Here is a 20,457-nt window from a genome sequence, read left to right as displayed (position 1 = left end):
CAGTGCACACAGCAACGGACGACCGCACACGATCGGAGCCGGACCCCATGGGCGAGCACACCGCACCCACGTTCCCCAAGGAGATCATCGACGAGTACGCGGCACTCGGCGTCGACCTCCCCGCACTCTTCTCCGCCGGACACCTCGGCGAGCGCATGGGCGTCACGATCGTCGAAGCCTCCGCCGACCGCGTCGTGGGAACCATGCCCGTCGAAGGCAACACCCAGCCCTACGGACTGCTCCACGGCGGCGCCTCGGCCGTCCTCGCCGAGACCCTCGGCTCCATCGGCAGCATGCTCCACGGCGGCGCCACCAAGATCGCCGTCGGCGTCGACCTCAACTGCACCCACCACCGGGGCGTCCGCAACGGCCTCGTCACGGGCGTCGCCACCCCGGTCCACCGCGGACGCTCCACCGCCACGTACGAGGTCGTCATCACTGACGAGCACGACAAGCGGGTCTGCACCGCCCGCCTCACCTGCCTGCTCCGCGACGCACCCCGCCCCGCCGCCGACTGACCCACCCTCGCAACACCCCACTGCCCGGCCGGAAAGCTCACCGCATTCCGGACCGGGCAGACCCATATCCGAAGCAAATCACGGGACTTGGTGGACACACAGGGTCAACACCCCTGACCGTGAAGCCCGTTCCATGAGCCACTTCAGCAGCCAAACCGCCTCCCCGGGGCCTCTCACATATCCCACACATGTAACACTCCGTAACATGTGTGCAATACACGAAAAACGTCGCGCACACCGCCCCGGCACAGCCGACGGATCCTCGCCACGCCCCTTGCGCCCCGATTCGCGTGACAGCACCAAGATCGCCCCAAGCCCCTTAGCAGAGCTGCGGGTTCTCACCATGCGGTCACTCCGCCGCCCGGGCAAAAGCCGTACACCTCCACACTGCGGCCAACAAGCCTTCCCCACGGCATAACAAGACAGTCACATCATCAGCGGACCCGTCCCGCACCCCCGCACCTGCCCATAGAGTCACGGCCAGTCACCGCGCCGCCGGGCATGTCTGCTGCACGGCCCTGTATCGACCAGTACAGCCCGGCGTAGTCACGGCACCTCATGCAGAGGAGGCCGCGCCAGGGAAAGGACCTTTCGTGCGACACCGTTCTTTGATCATCCTCACCACAGTGCTCACCACCGGTGCACTCACCCTCACCGCCTGTGGATCGCGCGACGACAACAGCAAGGGCAGCAGCGACAGCGGCAGCAAGACCACCGTCGTCATCGGTGTCGACGCCCCGCTGACCGGATCCCTCTCCGCGCTCGGCCAGGGCATCAAGAACTCCGTGGACCTCGCGGCCAAGACCGCGAACAAGAACAACGAGGTCCCCGGCATCGAGTTCAAGATCGAAGCCCTCGACGACCAGGCCGTCCCCGCCTCCGGACAGGCCAACGCCACCAAGCTCGTCGGCAACAAGGAAGTCCTCGGAGCCGTCGGCCCCCTCAACTCCGGCGTCGCCCAGTCCATGCAGGGCGTCTTCGAGAAGGCCGACCTCGCACAGGTCTCCCCCGCCAACACCAACCCCGCCCTCAGCCAGGGCGACAACTGGGGCAAGGGCGACTCCAAGCGCGTCTTCAAGACCTACTTCCGCACCTGCGCCACCGACGTCGTCCAGGGCAAGTTCGCCGCCCAGTACCTCTTCAACGACGCCAAGAAGAAGAAGGTCTACGTCGTCGACGACAAGCAGACCTACGGCGCCGGCCTCGCCGCGATCTTCTCCGCGGAATTCGAGCGCCTCGGCGGCAAGGTCGTCGGCACCGACCACGTCACGGTGAAGGAGACCGACTTCTCCAGCACCGCCGACAAGGTCAAGAGCTCCGGCGCCGACTCCGTCTACTACGGCGGCCAGTACCCCGAGGGCGGCCTGCTCTCCGACCAGATCAAGAAGACCGGCGCCAAGATCCCCACCATGGGCGGCGACGGCATCTACGACCCCGCCTTCATCAGCGCCTCCGGTGAGGCCAACGACGGCGACTTCGCCACCTCCGTCGGCTACCCCGTCGAAGCCCTCCCGACCGCCAAGCAGTTCATCGCGGACTACCAGGCCGGCGGCTACAAGGACCCGTTCGCGGCCTACGGCGGCTACTCCTACGACGCCGGATGGGCCATCATCCAGGCCGTCAAGACCGTCGTCGCCGACAACGACGGCAAGCTCCCCGAGGACGCCCGCGCCAAGGTCACCGAGGCCATGTCCAAGGTCTCCTTCGACGGCGTGACCGGCAAGGTCTCCTTCGACGAGTTCGGCGACACCACCAACAAGCAGCTCACCGTCTACGAGGTCCAGAAGGGCGCCTGGAAGGACGTCAAGAGCGCCACGTTCGAGGACTGATCACCCAGCACACCCACAGCACACGCTCCTGACCGCGCGAGGGCGCAAACAGCGCCCTCGCGCGGTGTCATATCCGACAAGCTCATCGGAGGCACTGCGGTGAACGAACTGCCGCAACAGCTGGCGAACGGCCTCGCACTCGGCGCGCTCTATGGCCTCATAGCCATCGGGTACACCATGGTGTACGGCATCGTCCAGCTCATCAATTTCGCCCACGGCGAGATCTTCATGATCGGGGGCTTCGGCGCCCTCACCACCTACCTCGCGCTCCCCAGCGGAACCTCGCTCATGGTGGTCATACCCCTCATGATCATCGGAGGCGCCATCGCCTCCGTCGCCGTGGCGACAGCCGCGGAACGCTTCGCCTACCGCCCCCTGCGCGGCGCACCACGACTGGCACCCCTCATCACCGCGATCGGCCTGTCGATCGTCCTCCAGCAGCTTGTCTGGGGCTTCTACCCCGACGCCAAGAAGCCGCGTAGCTTCCCGGAGTTCCAGGGCGAGTCGTTCAAGATCTTCGACAACCTCTACCTCCAGCGCGCAGACGCCTTCATCCTCGTCCTCGCCCCCCTCTGCATGCTCGCCCTCGGCATGTTCGTCGCCAAGAGCCGCAGCGGCCGCGCCATGCAGGCCACCGCACAGGACCCCGACACGGCCAAGCTCATGGGCATCAACACCGACCGCATCATCGTGATGGCCTTCGCCATCGGAGCCGCGTTCGCCGCCATCGCAGCCGTCGCCTACGGCCTCGACAAGGGCCAGATCAACTTCGAGATGGGCTTCCTCCTCGGCCTCAAGGCCTTCACCGCCGCCGTACTCGGCGGAATCGGCAACATCTACGGCGCCATGGTCGGCGGAGTCGTCCTCGGCCTCGCCGAAGCCCTCTCCATCGCCTACATCGAAGAGATCCCCGGCATGCAGCAGCTCGGCGGCGGCGCCTGGGCCAACGTCTGGGCATTCGTACTTCTCATCGTCGTCCTCCTCGTCAGGCCACAAGGCCTGCTCGGCGAGCGCGTCGCGGATCGGGCGTGAGAGCCATGACAACCGACACCACGAAAACCGCCGTCACCACCCCGGCCGACACCGGCTCCCGCACCACCACCCTGCGATGGGCCACCGCCCTCGGCGGTATCGCCACCATCGCCAGCACCTTCCTCTCCTGGACCTACACCGACGAATTCCCCGGCGACCTCACCGTCTACGGCTACCCCGGCGGCCTCCAGGTCCTCACCCTCGTCGCAGGCGCCCTCGTACTCCTGTACGCACTCGCCGCCCTCGACATCCGCGGCCTCCGCTGGCTCGCACCCACCGGCACCACCAAAGCACTCCAGTTCCTGGCCCTCGGCGCCTTCGGCACCACCTGGTTCACCGTCATCGCCATCGCCGTCGAACTCGGCGGCATCGTCAACCTGGAGCCCGGCGGCTTCGTCGCAGCAGTGGCCTCGGCCATCCCGCTCGCCGCCTTCCTCCTCCCCGACGACACCCGCAAGGCCTCCCGCCCCAAGGAGCTCCCCTCCTGGGCCGAGATCCTCATCATCGTCCTCGCCTTCGGCACCGGCCTCTTCGTCGTCACCTACGGCATCGACACCGAATACGCCGAACTCTTCACCGGCTACATGATCACCGCGGGCTTCGCCATCGGCGCCCTGTTCAAATCCGGCATCATGGCCCGGCTCTCGGTGCTCACCACCAAGTACCGCTCCATCGCCGTAGCCGCCGCGTTCGTCGCCGCCGCGGCGTTCCCCTTCACCCAGACCACCGACCAGTACACCCTGATCGCGGTCAACATCCTCATCTTCGCGACGGTCGCACTCGGACTGAACATCGTCGTCGGCCTCGCCGGACTCCTCGACCTCGGATACGTCGCCTTCCTCGGCGTCGGCGCCTACACCGCCGCACTCGTCTCCGGCACCACCGCCTCCGCCTTCGACGTCCACTTCCCCTTCTGGGCAGCCGTCCTCACCGGAGCGGCCGTCTCCCTCATCTTCGGCGTCGTCATCGGCGCACCCACCCTCCGACTCCGCGGCGACTACCTCGCCATCGTCACCCTCGGCTTCGGCGAGATCTTCCGCATCACCGTCGGCAACCTCGACGGCGTATCCGGACCCCAGGTCACCAACGGCCCCAACGGCGTACCCAACATCCCCGACCTCGTCTTCTTCGGATACGACTTCGGCGAATCCCACACGATCCTGGGCATCGAACTCGGCGGATACGCCAACTACTACCTGCTCATGCTGCTCGCGATGATCCTCGTGGTCCTCGTCTTCAGCCGCGCCGGCAGCTCCCGCATCGGCCGCGCCTGGGTCGCCATCCGCGAGGACGAGACCGCCGCCACCGCCATGGGCATCAACGGCTTCCGCGTCAAACTCATCGCCTTCGCCCTCGGCGCCACCCTCGCCGGCCTCGCCGGCACCGTCCAGGCCCACGTACAGAGCACCGTCGTCCCGGAGATGTACGTCTTCGCCGGACCCGTGCCGCCCAACTCCGCCTTCCTCCTCGCCGCAGTCATCCTCGGCGGCATGGGAACCATCAGCGGACCCCTGATCGGCGCGACCCTCCTCTACATGATCCCCGCGAAGCTGCAGTTCCTCCAGGACTACCAGCTCCTCGGCTTCGGCCTCGCACTCATCCTGCTGATGCGCTTCCGCCCCGAAGGCCTCATCGCCAACCGGCGCGCCCAGCTCGAATTCCACGAGACCGGCCAACTCGACACGCCCGAAGGCACACTGCCCGAATCCGGCGTCGGCACCGTGAAGGCGGGGGCGTGAACGACATGACGACCACCACCGAGACCACCACGCCCGTCCTGGACGCAAGCGGCGTCACCATGCGCTTCGGCGGCCTCACCGCCGTACGCAACGTCGACCTCACCGTCAACGCCGGAGAGATCGTCGGCCTCATCGGCCCCAACGGCGCAGGCAAGACCACCTTCTTCAACTGCCTCACCGGCCTCTACGTCCCCACCGAGGGCAAGGTCCGCTACAAGGGCACCGTCCTCCCGCCCAAGCCCCACCTCGTCACCCAGGCAGGCATCGCCCGCACCTTCCAGAACATCCGGCTCTTCGCCAACATGACCGTCCTGGAGAACGTCCTCGTCGGACGCCACACCAGGACCAAGGAAGGCCTCTGGTCCGCCCTCCTGCGCGGCCCCGGATTCAAGAAGGCCGAAGCCGCGTCCCACGCACGCGCCATGGAACTCCTCGAGTTCATCGGCCTCCAGGACAAGGCCGACCACCTCGCACGCAACCTCCCCTACGGAGACCAGCGCAAGCTGGAAATCGCCCGCGCCCTCGCCAGCGACCCCGGCCTCCTCCTCCTCGACGAGCCCACCGCCGGCATGAACCCGCAGGAAACCCGCGTCACAGAACAACTCATCTTCGCCATCCGGGACATGGGCATCGCCGTACTCGTCATCGAGCACGACATGCGCTTCATCTTCAACCTCTGCGACCGCGTCGCCTGCCTAGTCCAGGGCGAAAAACTCGTCGAAGGCACACCCGCAGTCGTCCAGGGCGACGAACGCGTCGTCGCCGCCTACCTCGGCACGCCCTTCGAAGGCGACACCCCCGAGAAGGCCGACGCACCCGAGGCCGAATCCGCCACAGCGGACAACGCGGGAAGCACCACCAGCACAGAAGGGGAAGGCCAGTGACCGCACTGCTCGAGGTCGAGGACCTCAGGGTCGCCTACGGCAAGATCGAAGCCGTCAAGGGAATCTCCTTCACCGTCAAGGCCGGCCAGGTCGTCACCCTCATCGGCACCAACGGTGCGGGCAAGACCACCACCCTGCGCACCCTCTCCGGCCTCCTCAAGCCCTCCGGCGGGCGGATCCTCTTCGACGGGAAACCCCTTACCGGGATCCCCGCCCACAAGATCGTGGCACTGGGCCTCGCCCACTCCCCCGAAGGCCGCCACATCTTCCCCCGCCTCAGCATCGCGGAGAACCTCCAGCTCGGCGCCTTCCTCCGCACCGACAAGGCAGGCATCGAGAAGGACATCCAGCGCGCCTACGACCTCTTCCCCATCCTCGGGGAACGCCGGAAGCAGGCCGCCGGAACCCTCTCCGGAGGCGAACAGCAGATGCTCGCCATGGGACGCGCACTCATGTCCCAGCCCAAGTTGCTCATGCTCGACGAACCCTCCATGGGCCTCTCGCCGATCATGATGCAGAAGATCATGGAGACCATCGTCGAGCTCAAGGCGTCGGGCACCACGATCCTGCTCGTCGAGCAGAACGCCCAGGCGGCCCTCTCCCTCGCGGACCAGGGCCACGTCATGGAGGTCGGCAAGGTCGTCCTCTCCGGCACGGGCGCCGACCTCCTCCACGACGAGTCGGTCCGCAAGGCCTACCTCGGCGAGGACTGAGCACCCGGCACACATGGGAAGGGCCCGTCCCCGGAACGTTCCGGGGACGGGCCCTTCTCCGTACGCGACTACTCGGCAGCCTTCTTCTTCTCCTCGGCGTCCTCGATCAACGCCTCGGCCAGCTGCTGCATCGACATCCGGCGGTCCATCGACGTCTTCTGGATCCAGCGGAACGCGGCCGGCTCGGAGAGCCCGTAATCCGTCTGCAGGATGCTCTTCGCCCGGTCCACCAGCTTCCGGGTCTCCAGCCGCTGCGACAGGTCCGCGATCTCGTTCTCCAGCGCCTTCAGCTCCGCGAACCGGGACACGGCCATCTCGATGGCCGGGACCACGTCGCTCTTGCTGAACGGCTTCACCAGGTACGCCATCGCCCCGGCGTCCCGGGCCCGCTCGACCAGGTCGCGCTGAGAGAACGCCGTCAGCATCAGGACAGGCGCGATGGACTCCTCGGTGATCTTCTCGGCGGCGGAGATCCCGTCGAGGACCGGCATCTTCACGTCGAGGATCACCAGGTCCGGCCGGTGCTCCCGCGCCAGCTCGACGGCCTGCTGCCCGTCCCCGGCCTCACCGACGACCGAGTAGCCCTCCTCCTCCAGCATCTCCTTGAGGTCGAGGCGGATGAGTGCCTCGTCCTCGGCGATGACGACGCGGGTCGTCAGCGGCGGGACGTGCGACTTGTCGTCGTCGGCGGCGTCTACGGGCTGGGGCGACTCGGGGGTGGTCACGGGGGCTCCTTGATCCAGGGCAGGTACAGCTCCCACGAGCCTACCTAGCTACGATATGGTGACACTACGCAGGGCAGGAGATGTCCTTCCTTTCCAAGGCCCCAGTACTCCAACTGGTTAGAGAGGCCGCTCTCAAACAGCGGACAGTGTGGGTTCGAATCCCACCTGGGGCACTTTTCCTTCGATTCCAAGGATTAAGCGGAACGGCGAAACTTCACATGAACGTGTGAAGAACCGCGCTCCCCAAGCCACAGCCTGTGCGACCGAACGAAGATCGCCACTGTGTACGACCTTGATACGCGCAAGCGCGCTTTGGCGCTAGTAGCCCAGGGCTTCAGCCAGAACTCTGTCAGCAAGCAGACCGGAATCTCCCGAGCTGCTATCCGTTCCTGGCTGCAACGAATAGAGCCCCTCGGCCATAAGCCGGGTGCCGAATGCCCTCGGTGCAGCGATACCCCGAGACTCCCGGACGACCCCGCCGCATACTCGTACCTGCTCGGCCTCTATCTCGGCGACGGCTGCGTCAGCGCCGCCAAGCGGGGCGTCTACTCCCTGCGCATCGCGTGCGCCGACGCATGGCCGGGGCTCATCGACGCCTGCGTCAAGGCTGTACAACGCGCACGGCTGGTCAACAAGGTCTGCCGAGTGCAGAGTCAGGGCTGCCAGTACGTCACAAGCTTCAGCAAGCATTGGCCCTGCTTTTTCCCTCAGCACGGCCCTGGAAAGAAGCACGAGCGCAAGATCGCCCTCGAAACATGGCAACAGCAGATCGTGGACACCCACCCGTGGGATTTCATCCGCGGTCTCATCCACTCCGACGGCTGCCGGGTCATCAACTGGACCACTCGCCTTGTCGGTGGGGAGCGCAAGCGCTACGAGTACCCCAGGTACTTCTTCACCAACAAGTCCGACGACATCCGCAAGCTCTTCAGCGACACGCTCACCGCCGTAGGCGTTGAGTGGACCACCCTCGCCCGGGGCAGCGACCCGTGGAACATCTCCGTAGCCCGACGGGCGTCCGTGGCTCTCATGGACGCTCACGTCGGGCCGAAGTACTGACGACCGTTACTCCGGGCTGTCGTCCTCGCCGATGTGGTGCACCCGTACCAGGTTCGTCGAGCCGGCGACTCCGGGCGGGGAACCGGCCGTGATGACCACGATGTCGCCCTTCCGGCAGCGGCCGATCCGCAGCAGTTCCTCGTCCACCTGCGCCACCATCGCGTCCGTCGAGTCCACGTGCGGCCCGAGGAACGTCTCGACGCCCCACGTCAGGTTCAGCTGCGCGCGCGTCGCCTGGTCCGGGGTGAAGGCGAGGAGCGGGATCGGGGAGCGGTAGCGGGAGAGGCGCTTGACCGTGTCGCCGCTCTGGGTGAAGGCCACGAGGAACTTCGCGCCGAGGAAGTCGCCCATCTCGGCTGCCGCGCGGGCGACCGCGCCGCCCTGGGTGCGGGGCTTGTTGCGGTCGGTGAGGGGCGGGAGGCCCTTGGCGAGGATGTCCTCCTCGGCCGCCTCGACGATGCGGGCCATGGTGCGGACGGTCTCGACGGGGTACTTGCCGACGCTGGTCTCGCCGGAGAGCATCACGGCGTCCGTGCCGTCGATGACGGCGTTGGCGACGTCGGACGCCTCGGCGCGGGTGGGGCGGGAGTTGTCGATCATCGAGTCGAGCATCTGGGTGGCGACGATGACCGGCTTGGCGTTGCGCCTGGCGAGCTTGATCGCGCGCTTCTGGACGATCGGGACCTGCTCCAGGGGCATTTCGACGCCGAGGTCGCCGCGGGCGACCATGATGCCGTCGAAGGCGGCGACGATGTCGTCGATGTTGTCGACGGCCTGGGGCTTCTCGACCTTGGCGATGACGGGGAGGCGGCGTTCCTCCTCGTCCATGATGCGGTGGACGTCGTCGATGTCGCGTCCGGTGCGTACGAAGGAGAGGGCGATGACGTCGGCGCCGGTGCGCAGGGCCCAGCGGAGGTCCTGGATGTCCTTCTCGGAGAGTGCGGGGACGGAGACGGCGACGCCGGGGAGGTTGAGTCCCTTGTGGTCGGAGACCATGCCGCCTTCGATGACGGTGGTGTGGACGCGGGGTCCGTCGACGTCGGTGACTTCGAGGGTGACGCGGCCGTCGTCGATGAGGATGCGTTCGCCGGTGGTGACGTCGGCGGCGAGCCCGTCGTAGGTGGTGCCGCAGGTGTGGCGGTCGCCTTCCATGGGTTCGACGGTGATGGTGAAGTCGTCGCCGCGTTCAAGGAGTACGGGGCCTTCGGCGAAGCGGCCGAGGCGGATCTTCGGGCCTTGAAGGTCGGCGAGGATTCCTACGCTGCGGCCTGTTTCTTCGGAGGCTTTGCGTACGTGGTGGTAGCGCTCTTCGTGTTCGGCGTAGGTGCCGTGGCTGAGGTTGAGGCGGGCGATGTCCATTCCCGCTTCGACGAGTGCCTTGATCTGCTCGTACGTGTCGGTTGAGGGTCCCAGGGTACAAACGATTTTTGCTCGGCGCATGGTTCGAGCCTAGACCTTACCTGTGGGTAGGTATTTGTCTCTGCATGACTGTGCAACGGCCTTTGGGTTAAGGGTTATTGCTAACTGTTGAATTGTGCGGCGGCGCGCTCCGATGAGCGTGCGCCGGGTGGTGGGCGGGTGTGGTGGCGGGGTGGGCGGTGGCTGCCGGTCACCAGATCGAAACCTGCTTGGGGTGTTGCGGGTGGGGTGGGCTGGGCCAGAATCTACGCGCGTTGTTCGTACGAACGAGGAGTCAAGGATGCCGTTGAACCGTAGGACGTTTCTGGGCCGTTCGGCCGTGGCCGGTGCGGGTGTGGCGCTGGCCGGTGGGGTCGGGGCGGGGCAGGCGGTGGCCTCGGAGTCGAAGGGCCACGGCCACGGGCGTCCACCGAAGCGGTACTCGTTCACGGTGATGGGGACGACGGACCTGCACGGGAACGTCTTCAACTGGGACTACTTCACGGACAAGGAGTTCGACGACAAGGCGAACAACGACGTCGGTCTGGCGAAGATCTCGACGCTGGTGAACCAGATCCGTGAGGACCGTGGGCGGCGGAACACGCTGCTGATCGACGCGGGTGACACGATCCAGGGCACCCAGTTGTCGTACTACTACGCGAAGATCGATCCGATCACGGCGAAGCGTGGTCCGGTGCATCCGATGGCGCAGGCGATGAACAAGATCGGCTATGACGCGGCGGCGCTCGGGAATCATGAGTTCAATTACGGGATTCCGGTGTTGCGGAAATTCGAGGAGCAGTGTGATTTCCCGCTGCTGGGTGCGAATGCGCTGGACGCGAAGACGTTGCGGCCGGCTTTCGCGCCGTATGTGATCAAGCGGTTGCGTACGCCGCACGGTCGTGATGTGCGGGTGGCGGTGCTGGGTCTGACGAATCCGGGTATCGCGATCTGGGACAAGGCGAACGTGGGCGGGAAGATGGTGTTCCCGGGTCTTGAGGAGCAGGCGGCGAAGTGGGTGCCGAAGCTTCGTTCGATGGGTGCGGACGTGGTGATCGTTTCGGCGCATTCGGGGTCGTCCGGTACGTCGTCGTACGGTGACCAGTTGCCGTACGTCGAGAACGCGGCGGGTCTGGTGGCGGAGCAGGTGCCGGGGATCGACGCGATTCTGGTGGGTCACGCGCATTCGGAGATTCCCGAGTACTTCGTGACGAACAAGAAGACGGGGAAGCAGGTCGTTCTCTCGGAGCCGTTGAAGTGGGGGCAGCGGCTGACGCTGTTCGACTTCGATCTGGTGTGGGAGAAGGGTCGCTGGGTGGTCGAGAAGGTCGGCGCTTCGGTGCTGAACTCGAACACGGTGGAGGAGGACCCGCGGATCACGTCGTTGCTGGGTGCTGAGCACCGGGAGGTGGTGGCGTATGTGAACCAGGTGATCGGTACGTCGGTGGCGGCGATGTCGACGGCGGATGCGCCGTGGAAGGACGAGCCGGTCATCGATCTGATCAATCTGGTGCAGGCGGAGACGGTGAAGGAGGCGCTGGCGGGTGGGGAGTACGCGGCGTTGCCGGTGCTGTCGCAGGCGGCGTGTTTCTCGCGTACGGCGGCGATTCCTGCGGGTGAGGTGACGATCAAGGATGCGGCGGGGCTGTATCCGTTCGAGAACACGCTGGAGGCGCGGCTTCTGACGGGAGCTCAGTTGAAGGACTATCTGGAGTTCTCGGCGAGGTACTACGTGCAGACGGCTGCGGGGGCGCCGGTGGACACGTCGAAGCTGACGAACGCGGATGGTATTCCGGATTACAACTACGACGTGGTGTCGGGTGTGACGTACGACGTCGATATCGCGAAGCCGGCCGGTTCGCGGATCGTGGGGTTGTCGTTCGAGGGGGCGCCGGTGGATCCGGCGGCGCAGTTCGTGTTCGCGGTGAACAACTACCGGGCGAGCGGTGGCGGTAACTTCCCGCATGTGCCGGGTGCGAAGCAGTTGTGGGCGAATTCGGATGAGATCCGGAACACGATCATCGGGTGGGTTCAGGCGAAGGGTTCGGTGGATCCGGCGGAGTTCGCTTCGGTGGACTGGCGTCTGACGCGGGACGGTGTGCCGGTGTTCTGACCGGTTTCCGGCTTGTCGGTCGGTGTGGGGCGGCCGTTCTCCTTCGGGAGGGCGGCCGCCTTCGTGTGTTCAGTGGCCTTGTGCGAGGGGGGTCAGTGGCCTTGTGCGAGTGGGGTCAGTGTGGGGCCTTGGCCGGGGATGGCGGGGGTGGTGTGGGGGGTGAGGCCGAAGGTGGTGAATGCGGTGCGTTGTGGGAGGGGGTAGGGCGTGGTGCCGGTGAGGTTGTTGAGGATGGTGGCGCTGCGCCAGGCGGCGAGTCCGAGGTCGGGGGCGCCGACTCCGTGGGTGTGGCGTTCGGCGTTCTGTACGTAGATGTTGCCGGTGAGGGCGGGGTCGAGGTCGAGGCGGAAGTCGGTGTGGATGCGGGGGCGTCCTTGGGTGTCGCGGCGGATGTGGGGGGCGATCCCGGTGAGGAGGGTGTCGAGGGGGCGTTCGCGGTAGCCGGTGGCGAGGACGACGGCGTCGGTGGTGAGGCGGCTGCGGGTGGCCTGCTGGGTGTGTTCGAGGTGGAGTTCGATGCGGTTGCCGCTGCCGGAGAGTCGGCCTGCGGTGCGGACGCCGACTCCTGGGGTGAGGGTGGCGTCGGGCCATCCGCCGTGGAGGGTGCGTCGGTAGAGCTCGTCGTGGATGGCGGAGATGGTGTCGGTGTCGATGCCTTTGTGGAGTTGCCATTGCTGGGGGACGAGGTTGTCGCGTACGTGCTCGGGGAGTGCGTGGAAGTAGTGGGTGTAGTCGGGGGTGAAGTGTTCGAGGCCGAGTTTTGAGTACTCCATGGGTGCGAAGGCCTGGGTGCGGGCGAGCCAGTGGATCTTCTCGATGCCGCGGGGGCGGGCGCGGAGGAGGTCGAGGAAGATTTCGGCGCCCGACTGGCCGGAGCCGATGACGGTGATGTGGTCGGCCTTCAGGAGTTCTTCGCGGTGGTGGAGGTAGTCGGCGGAGTGGATGACGGGGATGCCGGGGGCTTCTGCGAGGGGGCGCAGGGGTTCGGGGATGAAGGGTGCGGTGCCGACTCCGAGGGCGATGTGGCGGGTGTGGGTGTGGCCTTGTGACCGGGCTTCGCCGTCGGGGCCGAGGTGGGTCCAGTCGACTTCGTAGTGGGCGTGGGCGGGGTTCCAGTGGACGGCGTCGACGTGGTGGTCGAAGTGGATGGTGGGGAGTTGTTCGCTGACCCAGCGGCAGTAGGCGTCGTATTCGGCTCGGTGGATGTGGAATTGCTCGGCGAAGTAGAAGGGGTAGAGGCGTTCGCGGGTGCGGAGGTAGTTGAGGAAGGTCCAGGGGCTGGTGGGGTCGGCGAGGGTGGTGAGGTCGGCGAGGAAGGGGACCTGGAGGGTGGCGCCGTCGATGAGGAGGCCGGGGTGCCAGTGGAAGGCGGGGCGTTGTTCGTAGAAGGCCGTGGTGAGGGGGGTGTGGGAGGTGGTGGGGATGCCGTGGGCGAGTGCGGCGAGGGAGAGGTTGAAGGGGCCGAGGCCGATGCCGATGAGGTCGTGGGGCCGGTCGCCTTCGGGGGTGGTCCGGTCGGTCATCGGGGGGTGCTGCCTTCCTTGGTGGCGCCGGTGTGGGCGTGGGTGACGAGGGTGAGGAGGGCTCGGAGGTCGTCGGGGGTGGTGTGGGGGTTGAGGAGGGTGGCTTTGAGCCAGAGGCCGTCGTCGGTGCGGGCGCGGCCGAGGACGGCTTGTCCGCGGTCGAGGAGGGTGCGGCGGATGGTGGCGACGGTGGTGTCGTCGGTGTGGGTGGGGCGGAAGAGGACGGTGCTGATGGTGGGGCGGTCGTGGAGTTCGAGGGTGGGGTGGGCGTCGATGAGGTCGGCGAGGTGGTGGGCGGTGGTGATGGTGCGGTCGACGAGGTCGGCGAGTCCGTCGCGGCCGAGTGCCTGGAGGGTGACGGCGATCTTGAGGGCGTCGGGGCGTCGGGTGGTGCGGAGGGAGCGGCCGAGGAGGTCGGGGAGTCCGGCGTCGGTGTCGTCGTCGGCGTTGAGGTAGGGGGCGTGGTGGTGGAGGACGTCGAGGTGGTGGTGGTGGGGGACGGCGAGGATGCCGGCGGATGCGGGTTGCCAGCCGAGTTTGTGGAGGTCGAGGGTGACGCTGTGGGCGCGGTGGAGGCTGCGTAGGGCGTGGCGGTGGGTGGGGCTGAAGAGGAGGGGTCCGCCGTATGCGGCGTCGATGTGGAGTTCGGCGCCGTGGGTGGTGGTGAGGTCGGCGATGTCGGTGAGGGGGTCGATCTGGCCGGTGTCGGTGGTGCCTGCGGTGGCGGTGACGAGGAGGGGGCCGTCGTTGTGGAGGAGGGCGTCGCGGAGTGCGGTGAGGTCCATGACGCCGGTGGGGGCGGGGATGACGACGGGGCGGGGCAGGCCGAGGAGCCAGGCGGCGCGGGTGATGCTGTGGTGGGCGTTGGCGGCGCAGATGGTCTGGACGGGGCCGTGGCGTTCGCGGGCGAGGAGGAGTGCGAGTTGGTTGGCTTCGGTGCCGCCGGTGGTGATGAGGGCGTCGGGTTGTGGGGTGTGGGGGTAGATCTCGGTGGCGAGTGCGGTGGTGAGGGCGGTTTCGAGGGCGGAGGCGGCGGGGGCCTGGTCCCAGGAGTCCATGGAGGGGTTGAGGGCGGAGGCGGCGAGGTCGGCTGCTGCGGCGAGGGCGAGGGGTGGGGTGTGGAGGTGGGCGGCGCAGTGGGGGTGTGCGGGGTCGGCGGCGCCTTCGGCGAGTGCGGTGACGAGGGTGCGGAGGGCGTGGTGGGCGCCGGTGCCGTGGTCGGGGATGAGGGGGCCGGTGGTGCGGTGGAGGTGTTGGGTGACGGTGTCGGGGCCGCCGGCGGGGAGTGGGCCGTTGCGGCGGGTGGCGCCGTCGTGGAGTGCGGTGAGGACGGTGTCGATGAGGGGGCGCAGGTGGGCGGGGCCTGCTGTGCCTCCGGCGAGGGGCGGGGTGGGCATGGGTGATGTGGTCCTTCGGGTACGCGGGGGCGGTCTTGCCAGCTTTTCCGGTTTGCGGAGGAGGCGGCCGAAGAGCCCAACGATCTGAACCCGAAAGGGGTACTGCGGTGCGGTATGGCGGCGGTGGGGGCCGTGGGGCTGGTATAAGCGTTCGTTGTTCGCATGGCTGTGCCCGGCCCCTTTCGTCAGGGGGCCGGGCACGGTCAGGGCTGGTGCGTGCGGCTGGTGTTGCTCGCTCGGTGGGTGGCGCCCGTCGTGAGCGGGCTTCCGCTCAGTGGGCGTCGCGGACGGCGAGGGCGCGGCGGATGTCGTCGAGCTGGTCGGTGAGTTTGCGGCGCAGGGCGGGGGTGAGCGCGGGGTCGGTGAGGGCCTGTTCGCCGAGGCGGATGCTGTCGGGGTCGATGGCGTGGGTGGGGAAGGCGTGGCGTCCGGCGGCTTCGGCGATGGCGGGGCCTCGGCGTGCGGCGAGTGCGATGGCGTCGGGGTAGTAGCGGGCGACGTAGGGGTTGAGGAGTTCGCTCTGTTCGGGCTGCCAGAAGCCCTGTGCGGTGGCGGTGAAGAGGTAGTTGGACAGGGTGTCGTCGGTGAACATCGCCTGCCAGGCGGCTGTTTTGGCTTCGGCGGTGGGGAGGGCGGCGCGGCAGCGGGCGGCGCCTTCCTGTCCGGTGGCGCTGGGGTCCTTGTCGAGTTCGTGGGCGATGGCGGTCTCGTCGGTGGCGCCGAGGACGGCGAGGCGGGTGAGGATGCGCCAGCGGAGTTCGGCGTCGAGTTCGGGCCCGCCGGGGACGGTGCCTTCGCGGAGCCAGTCCTGGATGGCGTCGGGCTGGGCGGCCGCGTCGATGAAGTGGCGTACGGCGATGAGGCGGAGGCCGGGGTCGGGGCTGCCGGGGGTGGTGGTGTCCGGTCCCTGTTCCCAGTCCTTGGCGGTGAGTCCTTCGGTGCGGCGCAGGAGGTCGCGGCAGAGGGAGGTGAGGGTGGCGAGGGCGGTGGGCCGGTCCTGGGGCTTGAGGTAGCGGTCGGCGATCTGGGTGGCGGCGAAGCCGAGGACGCCTTGTACGAGGGCGAGGTCGCTCTCGTAGGGGAGGTGGGTGCGGGCGGCGGTGAGGTGGATGCTGGGGTGGAGTTCGCCGTCGCGGACCATGTCGCGGGCGGTGTTCCAGATGAGGGCGCGGGTGAGGGGGTCGGGGATGCCGGAGAGGTGGGTGAGGGCGGTGTCCCAGGAGTCGGGGTCGAGGCGGATCTTGGCGTAGGTGAGGTCGTGGTCGTTGAGGACGACGAGGTCGGGGCGGCGGCCGGGCTGGGTGGTGGGGGTGCCGTCCTGGGGGATGTCGATGTCGAAGCGGTTTCGGAGGGTGAGCTGGTCGGCGCCGGTGTGGGTGTCGAGGCTGTGGTCGTAGGTGCCGACGGTGATGCGGTGGGGGCGGTTGCCTGCGCGGTCGACGGTGAGGTTCCAGTTGTGGCCGGAGTTCTCGACGTGTGCGGTGAGGGTGTCGGCGCCGGTGGTGCGGAGCCAGGCGTCGGCCCAGGTGTGGACGTCGCGGTCGGTGGCGGTGGCGAGGTTGTCGATGAAGTCGGCGAGGGTGGCGTTGGCGAATTTGTGGCGGGCGAAGTGGGTGTTGATTCCGGCGAGGAAGTCCTTCTCGCCGAGCCAGGCGACGAGTTGGCGGAGTGCGGAGGCGCCCTTGGCGTAGGAGATGCCGTCGAAGTTGAGGAGGGCCGAGGCGGTGTCGGGGACCGCGTCGGGGTCGGGGGCGACGGGGTGGGTGCTGGGCCGTTGGTCGGCGTCGTAGCCCCAGCCCTTGCGGGAGACACCGAATTCGACCCAGGTGTCGGGGAATGGGGTCTCCCGTGCTCGACCGGAGTTGAGAGCTTGGGGAAGGGTGGCTTCGGTGAGGGTCTGGTAGCCCATGTACTCGGCGAAGGACTCGTTGAGCCAGATGTCGTCCCACCAGGTGAGGGTGACGAGGTCGCCGAACCACATGTGGGCCATTTCGTGGGCGATGACCATGGCGCGGGTCTGGCGTTCGGTGTCGGTGACGGCGGAGCGGTAGACGAATTCGTCGCGGAAGGTGACGAGTCCGGGGTTCTCCATGGCGCCGGCGTTGAATTCGGGGACGAAGGCCTGGTCGTAGGAGTCGAAGGGGTAGGGCTCGTCGAACTTCTCGTGGTAGCGGTCGTAGCAGGCGCGGGTGATGCCGAGGATCTCGTCGGCGTCGGCGTCGAGGTGTGGGGCGAGGGAGCGGCGGCAGTGGATGGCGAAGGGGATTCCGGCGTGCCGGGTGGTGACGGAGTGCCAGGGGCCTGCGGCGACGGCGACGAGGTAGGTGGAGATGGGTGGGGTGGGGGCGATGTTCCAGCGTCCGTCGGTGGCCTGGGTGCTGGTGCCGTTGCCGAGGACGGTCCAGCCGGTGGGCGCGGTGACGGTGAGGTCGAAGACGGACTTGAGGTCGGGCTGGTCGAAGGCGGCGAAGACGCGCTGGACGTCCTCCATGAAGAGCTGGGTGTAGAGGTAGGTCTCGCCGTCGGCGGGGTCGGTGAAGCGGTGCATGCCTTCGCCTGTGCGGGAGTAGCGCATGGTGGCGTCGACGGTGAGTTCGTGGGGGCCGGCGGTGAGGCGGTCCAGGGGGTAGCGGTTTCCGTCGAGGCGTTCGGGGTCCAGCGGCTGTCCGTCGAGGCTGAGGGAGCGCAGGGTTTCCGGCTTGATCTCGACGAAGGTGTCTCCGGCCGTGCGGGCGGTGAACCGGATGGCGGTCCTGGAGTCGAAGGTTTCCTCGCCCGTGGTGAGGTCGAGGTCGACGGTGTACCGGTGTACGTCGAGGAGCTGGGCGCGGGTCTGCGCTTCGTTGCGCGTCAGTACGGACATGGCGCCCATGCTGCCGTACGGGTCCGGGGCTGTGCAGTGGGGTTCTCGCAGGGCTGACGGCGGCGCGGTGGAACGTTCCCGCGGGTGTGCGGGCGGGCCGGCCGGCGTTCCCGCGGGTGCGGGCCCGGGCGGCCGGCAGTCCCGCGGGTGTGCCGGCGCGGGCGGCGGGGCGCGGGCCAAGGCGGCGGGGCGCGGGACCGATGCGCCCGGGCGGCGGGCCGGAGCCTGCCGCCGGCGGGGTCAGGCGTCGGGGCCCGTGGTTTCCTCGGCGATGCGCTCGTGGTGGCGGATGACCTCGGCGACGATGAAGTTCAGCAGTTTCTCGGCGAAGGCGGGGTCCAGCCGGGCGCTCTCGGCGAGCTGTCGCAGCCGCGCGATCTGGCGGGCCTCGCGGGCGGGGTCGGCGGGCGGCAGGTGGTGGGCGGCCTTGAGGTGGCCCACCTGCTGGGTGGCCTTGAAGCGCTCGGCGAGCATGTGGACGACTGCGGCGTCGATGTTGTCGATGCTTTCGCGCAGCCGGTTCAGCTCGGCGGTGGCGTACTCGTCGATGTCGCTCGTGGTCATGGTCAGCGAGCTTAGACGTACGGGTCGCGGGGTGAGCCACGGCGGGGTGCCGCCGGTCGCGGCCCGGGGGCGCCCGTCAGGTCGGGCACCCCCGGGGGTGGGGCGGGGTGGGGCGGGGTTCAGAGGGTCGAGGCCGCCGAGGCTATGGCGGAGGCGAACGTCGACACCTGGGTGTAGACGCCGGGGTAGCCGGGGCGTGCGCAGCCTTCGCCCCAGCTGACGATGCCGACCTGGATCCAGGCTCCGGCGTTGTCCTTGCGGAACATGGGGCCGCCGGAGTCGCCCTGGCATGTGTCGACGCCGCCGGCGCTGACGTATCCGGCGCATATCTCCTGGCTGGGCACGAGGTCGCTGCCGTAGGCCTGCTGGCAGGTGGCGTCGGAGACGAAGGGCACGTTCGCCTTGAGGAGGTAGCGCTGCTGGCCGCCGCCCTCGGTGGCGGCGCCCCAGCCGGCGACGGTGAAGGTTCCGCTGTCGTAGGCGGTGGTGGTGGCGATCTTCAGGGTGGGCTGGTTGATGGGCTGGGCGAGTTTGATGAGTGCCCAGTCCTTGCCGACGCCGTTGTAGCCGGGGGCCTGGAGGACCTTGGTGGAGCGGACCTTGACTGCGGAGGACGACTGGAGGTCGACAGCTCCGGCGGTGGCGGTGATGGAGGTGTTGTTGCCGGATCCGCTGACGCAGTGGGCGGCGGTGAGCACGACGGTCTGGCTGTAGAGGGCACCGCCGCAGCCCATGGAGAGCCGGACCATGAAGGGGAATTCACCCTGGACGGCACGGGTGCCGCCGACGACGGGTGCGGGGGCCGCGGAGGCGTTCGCGGGCTGGAGGCTGAGGGTGGCGAGTGCCACGGCGGCGATGACTGAGCATCTCTTGACTGCGCGCAGAAGCTGCTTCACGAGGGTGGCCTGCTTTCGTGTGGGGGGTCGGGAAGGGGGGTGGTGCTGCAGGCGTGCGGGGGGTGCTCGTCCTGGTCAGGGCGCACGCCGAACCACTTCTCGACATGTCCTCGACAAGGAGGATCCGATTATCGGGAAGCGATCACCGCTGTCACAAGGCGGGGATTCCGGCCAAGATCGGTGTCCCGCGCGTCGGCCGGTTCCGTTCGGACCGGCCTAGAGTGAAGGTCCGTTGAGCGCCATTGATGGGGGTTCGGCCGTGAGCGACGGCAGTGACAGCGACGGCGGCCCGGTCGTCCACGGGTTCCCGCACCTCGACGCGGTCAGGTCCGCGATCACCGCGCTCTACCGGCGCGTCTCCCCCGACGGGGTGCTCGCCTACGCCGCGAGCCTCGCCCCGGCCGACGCCGCCTTCTCCGACGTGGACGACCTGTACCTCGGTTCCCAGAGGGTGGCCGGAGCCCTGGTCAGGCACCTGCGCCTGCCGCAGGCCCGTGTCGTCGTCGGGTTCCGGCGGATGGAACACGCCGCGAGTGTCGAACTCACCGCCGGGCCCGAGTACTTCATCGAGCTCAACGACCGGTTCCGCACGCACCGCAGGGACATCGGAGCAGCGCTGGCCCACGAGATCACCCATGTGCTGCTGCACCGGCTGGGGCTGGAGCTCCCCGGCACCCGCGACAACGAGATCCTCACGGACACGGTGACGGCCTACCTCGGCGCGGGCTGGCTCCTGCTGGACGCCTTCCGCCAGGACGCGGTCTCCAGTCAGAAGCTCGGCTATCTCACGCCCGAGGAGTTCGGGTACGTACTCGCCAAGCGGGCGCTGGTCTTCGGTGAGGACCCGTCCGTGTGGTTCACCAGCCCCCAGGCGTACACGGCGTACACCAGGGGCCGGGCCGAGGCGCTGCGCGACCTGCAGCGGCCGCCGCTGACGGCTGCGGGGTGGGCGGGCAGACGCCGTTACGCGAAGGACCGCCGTCACGCCGCCGATCACCCGTGCCCGGCCCCGGACCCGTCCCTTCCGTACGCCTTCGAGGGCGGGGCGGACGGGCTGCGGGTCTCCTTCTCCTGTCCCACCTGCCACCAGCGCGTCCGGGTTCCGGTCCGGGGCCGGACGCGGGCCCGGTGCGGGCTGTGCCGCACCGTCCTGGACTGCGACACCTGAGAAGCCGGTTCGCACCGGGCCGGCCGTAGGGTCGAT

Annotated in this window: 16 protein-coding genes and 1 tRNA gene; 10 read left to right on the top strand and 7 right to left on the bottom strand. The window is 68.2% G+C overall.

Features of this window, described 5'->3' with window-relative positions:
* The first annotated feature begins 47 nt into the window (after positions 1 to 47).
* From P8A20_RS27750 to P8A20_RS27725, 6 genes are all read left to right on the top strand, one after another.
* Entirely contained in the window at positions 48 to 518 is a 471-nt protein-coding gene (locus P8A20_RS27750) for a PaaI family thioesterase (protein WP_306104432.1), read from the top strand.
* A gap of 593 nt (positions 519 to 1,111) precedes the next feature.
* Positions 1,112 to 2,347 carry a branched-chain amino acid ABC transporter substrate-binding protein gene (locus P8A20_RS27745; protein WP_147962921.1) on the top strand — a complete coding sequence of 412 codons (1,236 nt, stop codon included), beginning with the start codon at positions 1,112 to 1,114 and terminating at the stop codon, positions 2,345 to 2,347.
* 99 nt (positions 2,348 to 2,446) lie between these two features.
* Positions 2,447 to 3,379: a branched-chain amino acid ABC transporter permease gene (locus tag P8A20_RS27740; RefSeq protein WP_056783852.1), complete on the top strand. Its 933-nt coding sequence runs from the start codon at positions 2,447 to 2,449 to the stop codon at positions 3,377 to 3,379.
* 5 nt (positions 3,380 to 3,384) lie between these two features.
* A complete protein-coding gene (locus P8A20_RS27735) occupies positions 3,385 to 5,118 on the top strand; it encodes a branched-chain amino acid ABC transporter permease (protein WP_147964059.1) in 1,734 nt (577 codons plus the stop codon).
* 5 nt (positions 5,119 to 5,123) lie between these two features.
* The gene (locus tag P8A20_RS27730) at positions 5,124 to 6,002 is read left to right on the top strand and encodes an ABC transporter ATP-binding protein (protein ID WP_306105208.1); all 879 of its coding nucleotides are present in this window, start codon (positions 5,124 to 5,126) and stop codon (positions 6,000 to 6,002) included.
* Positions 5,999 to 6,715 (top strand): ABC transporter ATP-binding protein, encoded by a 717-nt coding sequence (locus P8A20_RS27725; RefSeq protein ID WP_306104431.1) that lies wholly within the window; start codon positions 5,999 to 6,001, stop codon positions 6,713 to 6,715. The genes P8A20_RS27730 and P8A20_RS27725 overlap by 4 nt, the downstream gene beginning before the upstream one ends.
* 68 nt (positions 6,716 to 6,783) lie before the next feature.
* On the opposite strand, the gene P8A20_RS27720 is transcribed toward P8A20_RS27725, so the two are convergent.
* Positions 6,784 to 7,440, bottom strand: a complete 657-nt coding sequence (locus tag P8A20_RS27720) for an ANTAR domain-containing response regulator (protein WP_147962923.1) — start codon at positions 7,438 to 7,440, stop codon at positions 6,784 to 6,786.
* A 98-nt stretch (positions 7,441 to 7,538) separates the two neighbouring features.
* On the opposite strand from P8A20_RS27720, the gene P8A20_RS27715 reads away from it, so the two are divergent.
* Both P8A20_RS27715 and P8A20_RS27710 read left to right on the top strand, forming a co-directional pair.
* Positions 7,539 to 7,613 (top strand) — tRNA-Leu (locus P8A20_RS27715).
* 109 nt (positions 7,614 to 7,722) lie between these two features.
* Positions 7,723 to 8,499: a helix-turn-helix domain-containing protein gene (locus tag P8A20_RS27710; protein WP_306104430.1), complete on the top strand. Its 777-nt coding sequence runs from the start codon at positions 7,723 to 7,725 to the stop codon at positions 8,497 to 8,499.
* A gap of 6 nt (positions 8,500 to 8,505) precedes the next feature.
* Here the strand turns inward: P8A20_RS27710 and pyk are convergent, their stop codons facing one another.
* Entirely contained in the window at positions 8,506 to 9,939 is a 1,434-nt protein-coding gene (pyk, locus tag P8A20_RS27705; RefSeq protein WP_306104429.1) for a pyruvate kinase, read from the bottom strand.
* 259 nt (positions 9,940 to 10,198) lie between these two features.
* On the opposite strand from pyk, the gene P8A20_RS27700 reads away from it, so the two are divergent.
* Complete coding sequence (locus tag P8A20_RS27700) at positions 10,199 to 12,010, top strand: bifunctional metallophosphatase/5'-nucleotidase (RefSeq protein ID WP_306104428.1); 1,812 nt, start codon at positions 10,199 to 10,201, stop codon at positions 12,008 to 12,010.
* Between the two features lie 92 nt (positions 12,011 to 12,102).
* Here P8A20_RS27700 and P8A20_RS27695 read toward each other — a convergent pair whose 3' ends face one another.
* From P8A20_RS27695 to P8A20_RS27675, 5 genes are all read right to left on the bottom strand, one after another.
* Complete coding sequence (locus tag P8A20_RS27695) at positions 12,103 to 13,533, bottom strand: lysine N(6)-hydroxylase/L-ornithine N(5)-oxygenase family protein (RefSeq protein WP_306104427.1); 1,431 nt, start codon at positions 13,531 to 13,533, stop codon at positions 12,103 to 12,105.
* On the bottom strand, positions 13,530 to 14,930 hold the full coding sequence (locus tag P8A20_RS27690) for a pyridoxal phosphate-dependent decarboxylase family protein (protein WP_306104426.1): 1,401 nt from the start codon (positions 14,928 to 14,930) through the stop codon (positions 13,530 to 13,532). Before P8A20_RS27690 ends, P8A20_RS27695 begins: the two co-directional genes overlap by 4 nt.
* Positions 14,931 to 15,201: 271 nt before the next feature.
* Positions 15,202 to 17,793 (bottom strand): aminopeptidase N, encoded by a 2,592-nt coding sequence (gene pepN, locus P8A20_RS27685; protein ID WP_306104425.1) that lies wholly within the window; start codon positions 17,791 to 17,793, stop codon positions 15,202 to 15,204.
* 240 nt (positions 17,794 to 18,033) lie between these two features.
* Positions 18,034 to 18,357, bottom strand: a complete 324-nt coding sequence (locus tag P8A20_RS27680; protein WP_014156824.1) for a chorismate mutase — start codon at positions 18,355 to 18,357, stop codon at positions 18,034 to 18,036.
* A gap of 119 nt (positions 18,358 to 18,476) precedes the next feature.
* Positions 18,477 to 19,253, bottom strand: a complete 777-nt coding sequence (locus P8A20_RS27675) for a S1 family peptidase (protein ID WP_306104424.1) — start codon at positions 19,251 to 19,253, stop codon at positions 18,477 to 18,479.
* A 259-nt stretch (positions 19,254 to 19,512) separates the two neighbouring features.
* Between P8A20_RS27675 and P8A20_RS27670 the strand changes: the two genes are divergently transcribed.
* Positions 19,513 to 20,421, top strand: coding sequence for a hypothetical protein (locus P8A20_RS27670; RefSeq protein WP_306104423.1), 909 nt, complete (start codon positions 19,513 to 19,515; stop codon positions 20,419 to 20,421).
* Positions 20,422 to 20,457 lie beyond the last annotated feature (36 nt).

It is taken from the genome of Streptomyces sp. Alt3, assembly GCF_030719215.1.
Lineage (GTDB): Bacteria > Actinomycetota > Actinomycetes > Streptomycetales > Streptomycetaceae > Streptomyces > Streptomyces glycanivorans.
The sequence above is the reverse complement of the archived record's forward strand: the minus strand, read 5'-3'. Positions and strand labels throughout refer to the sequence as shown.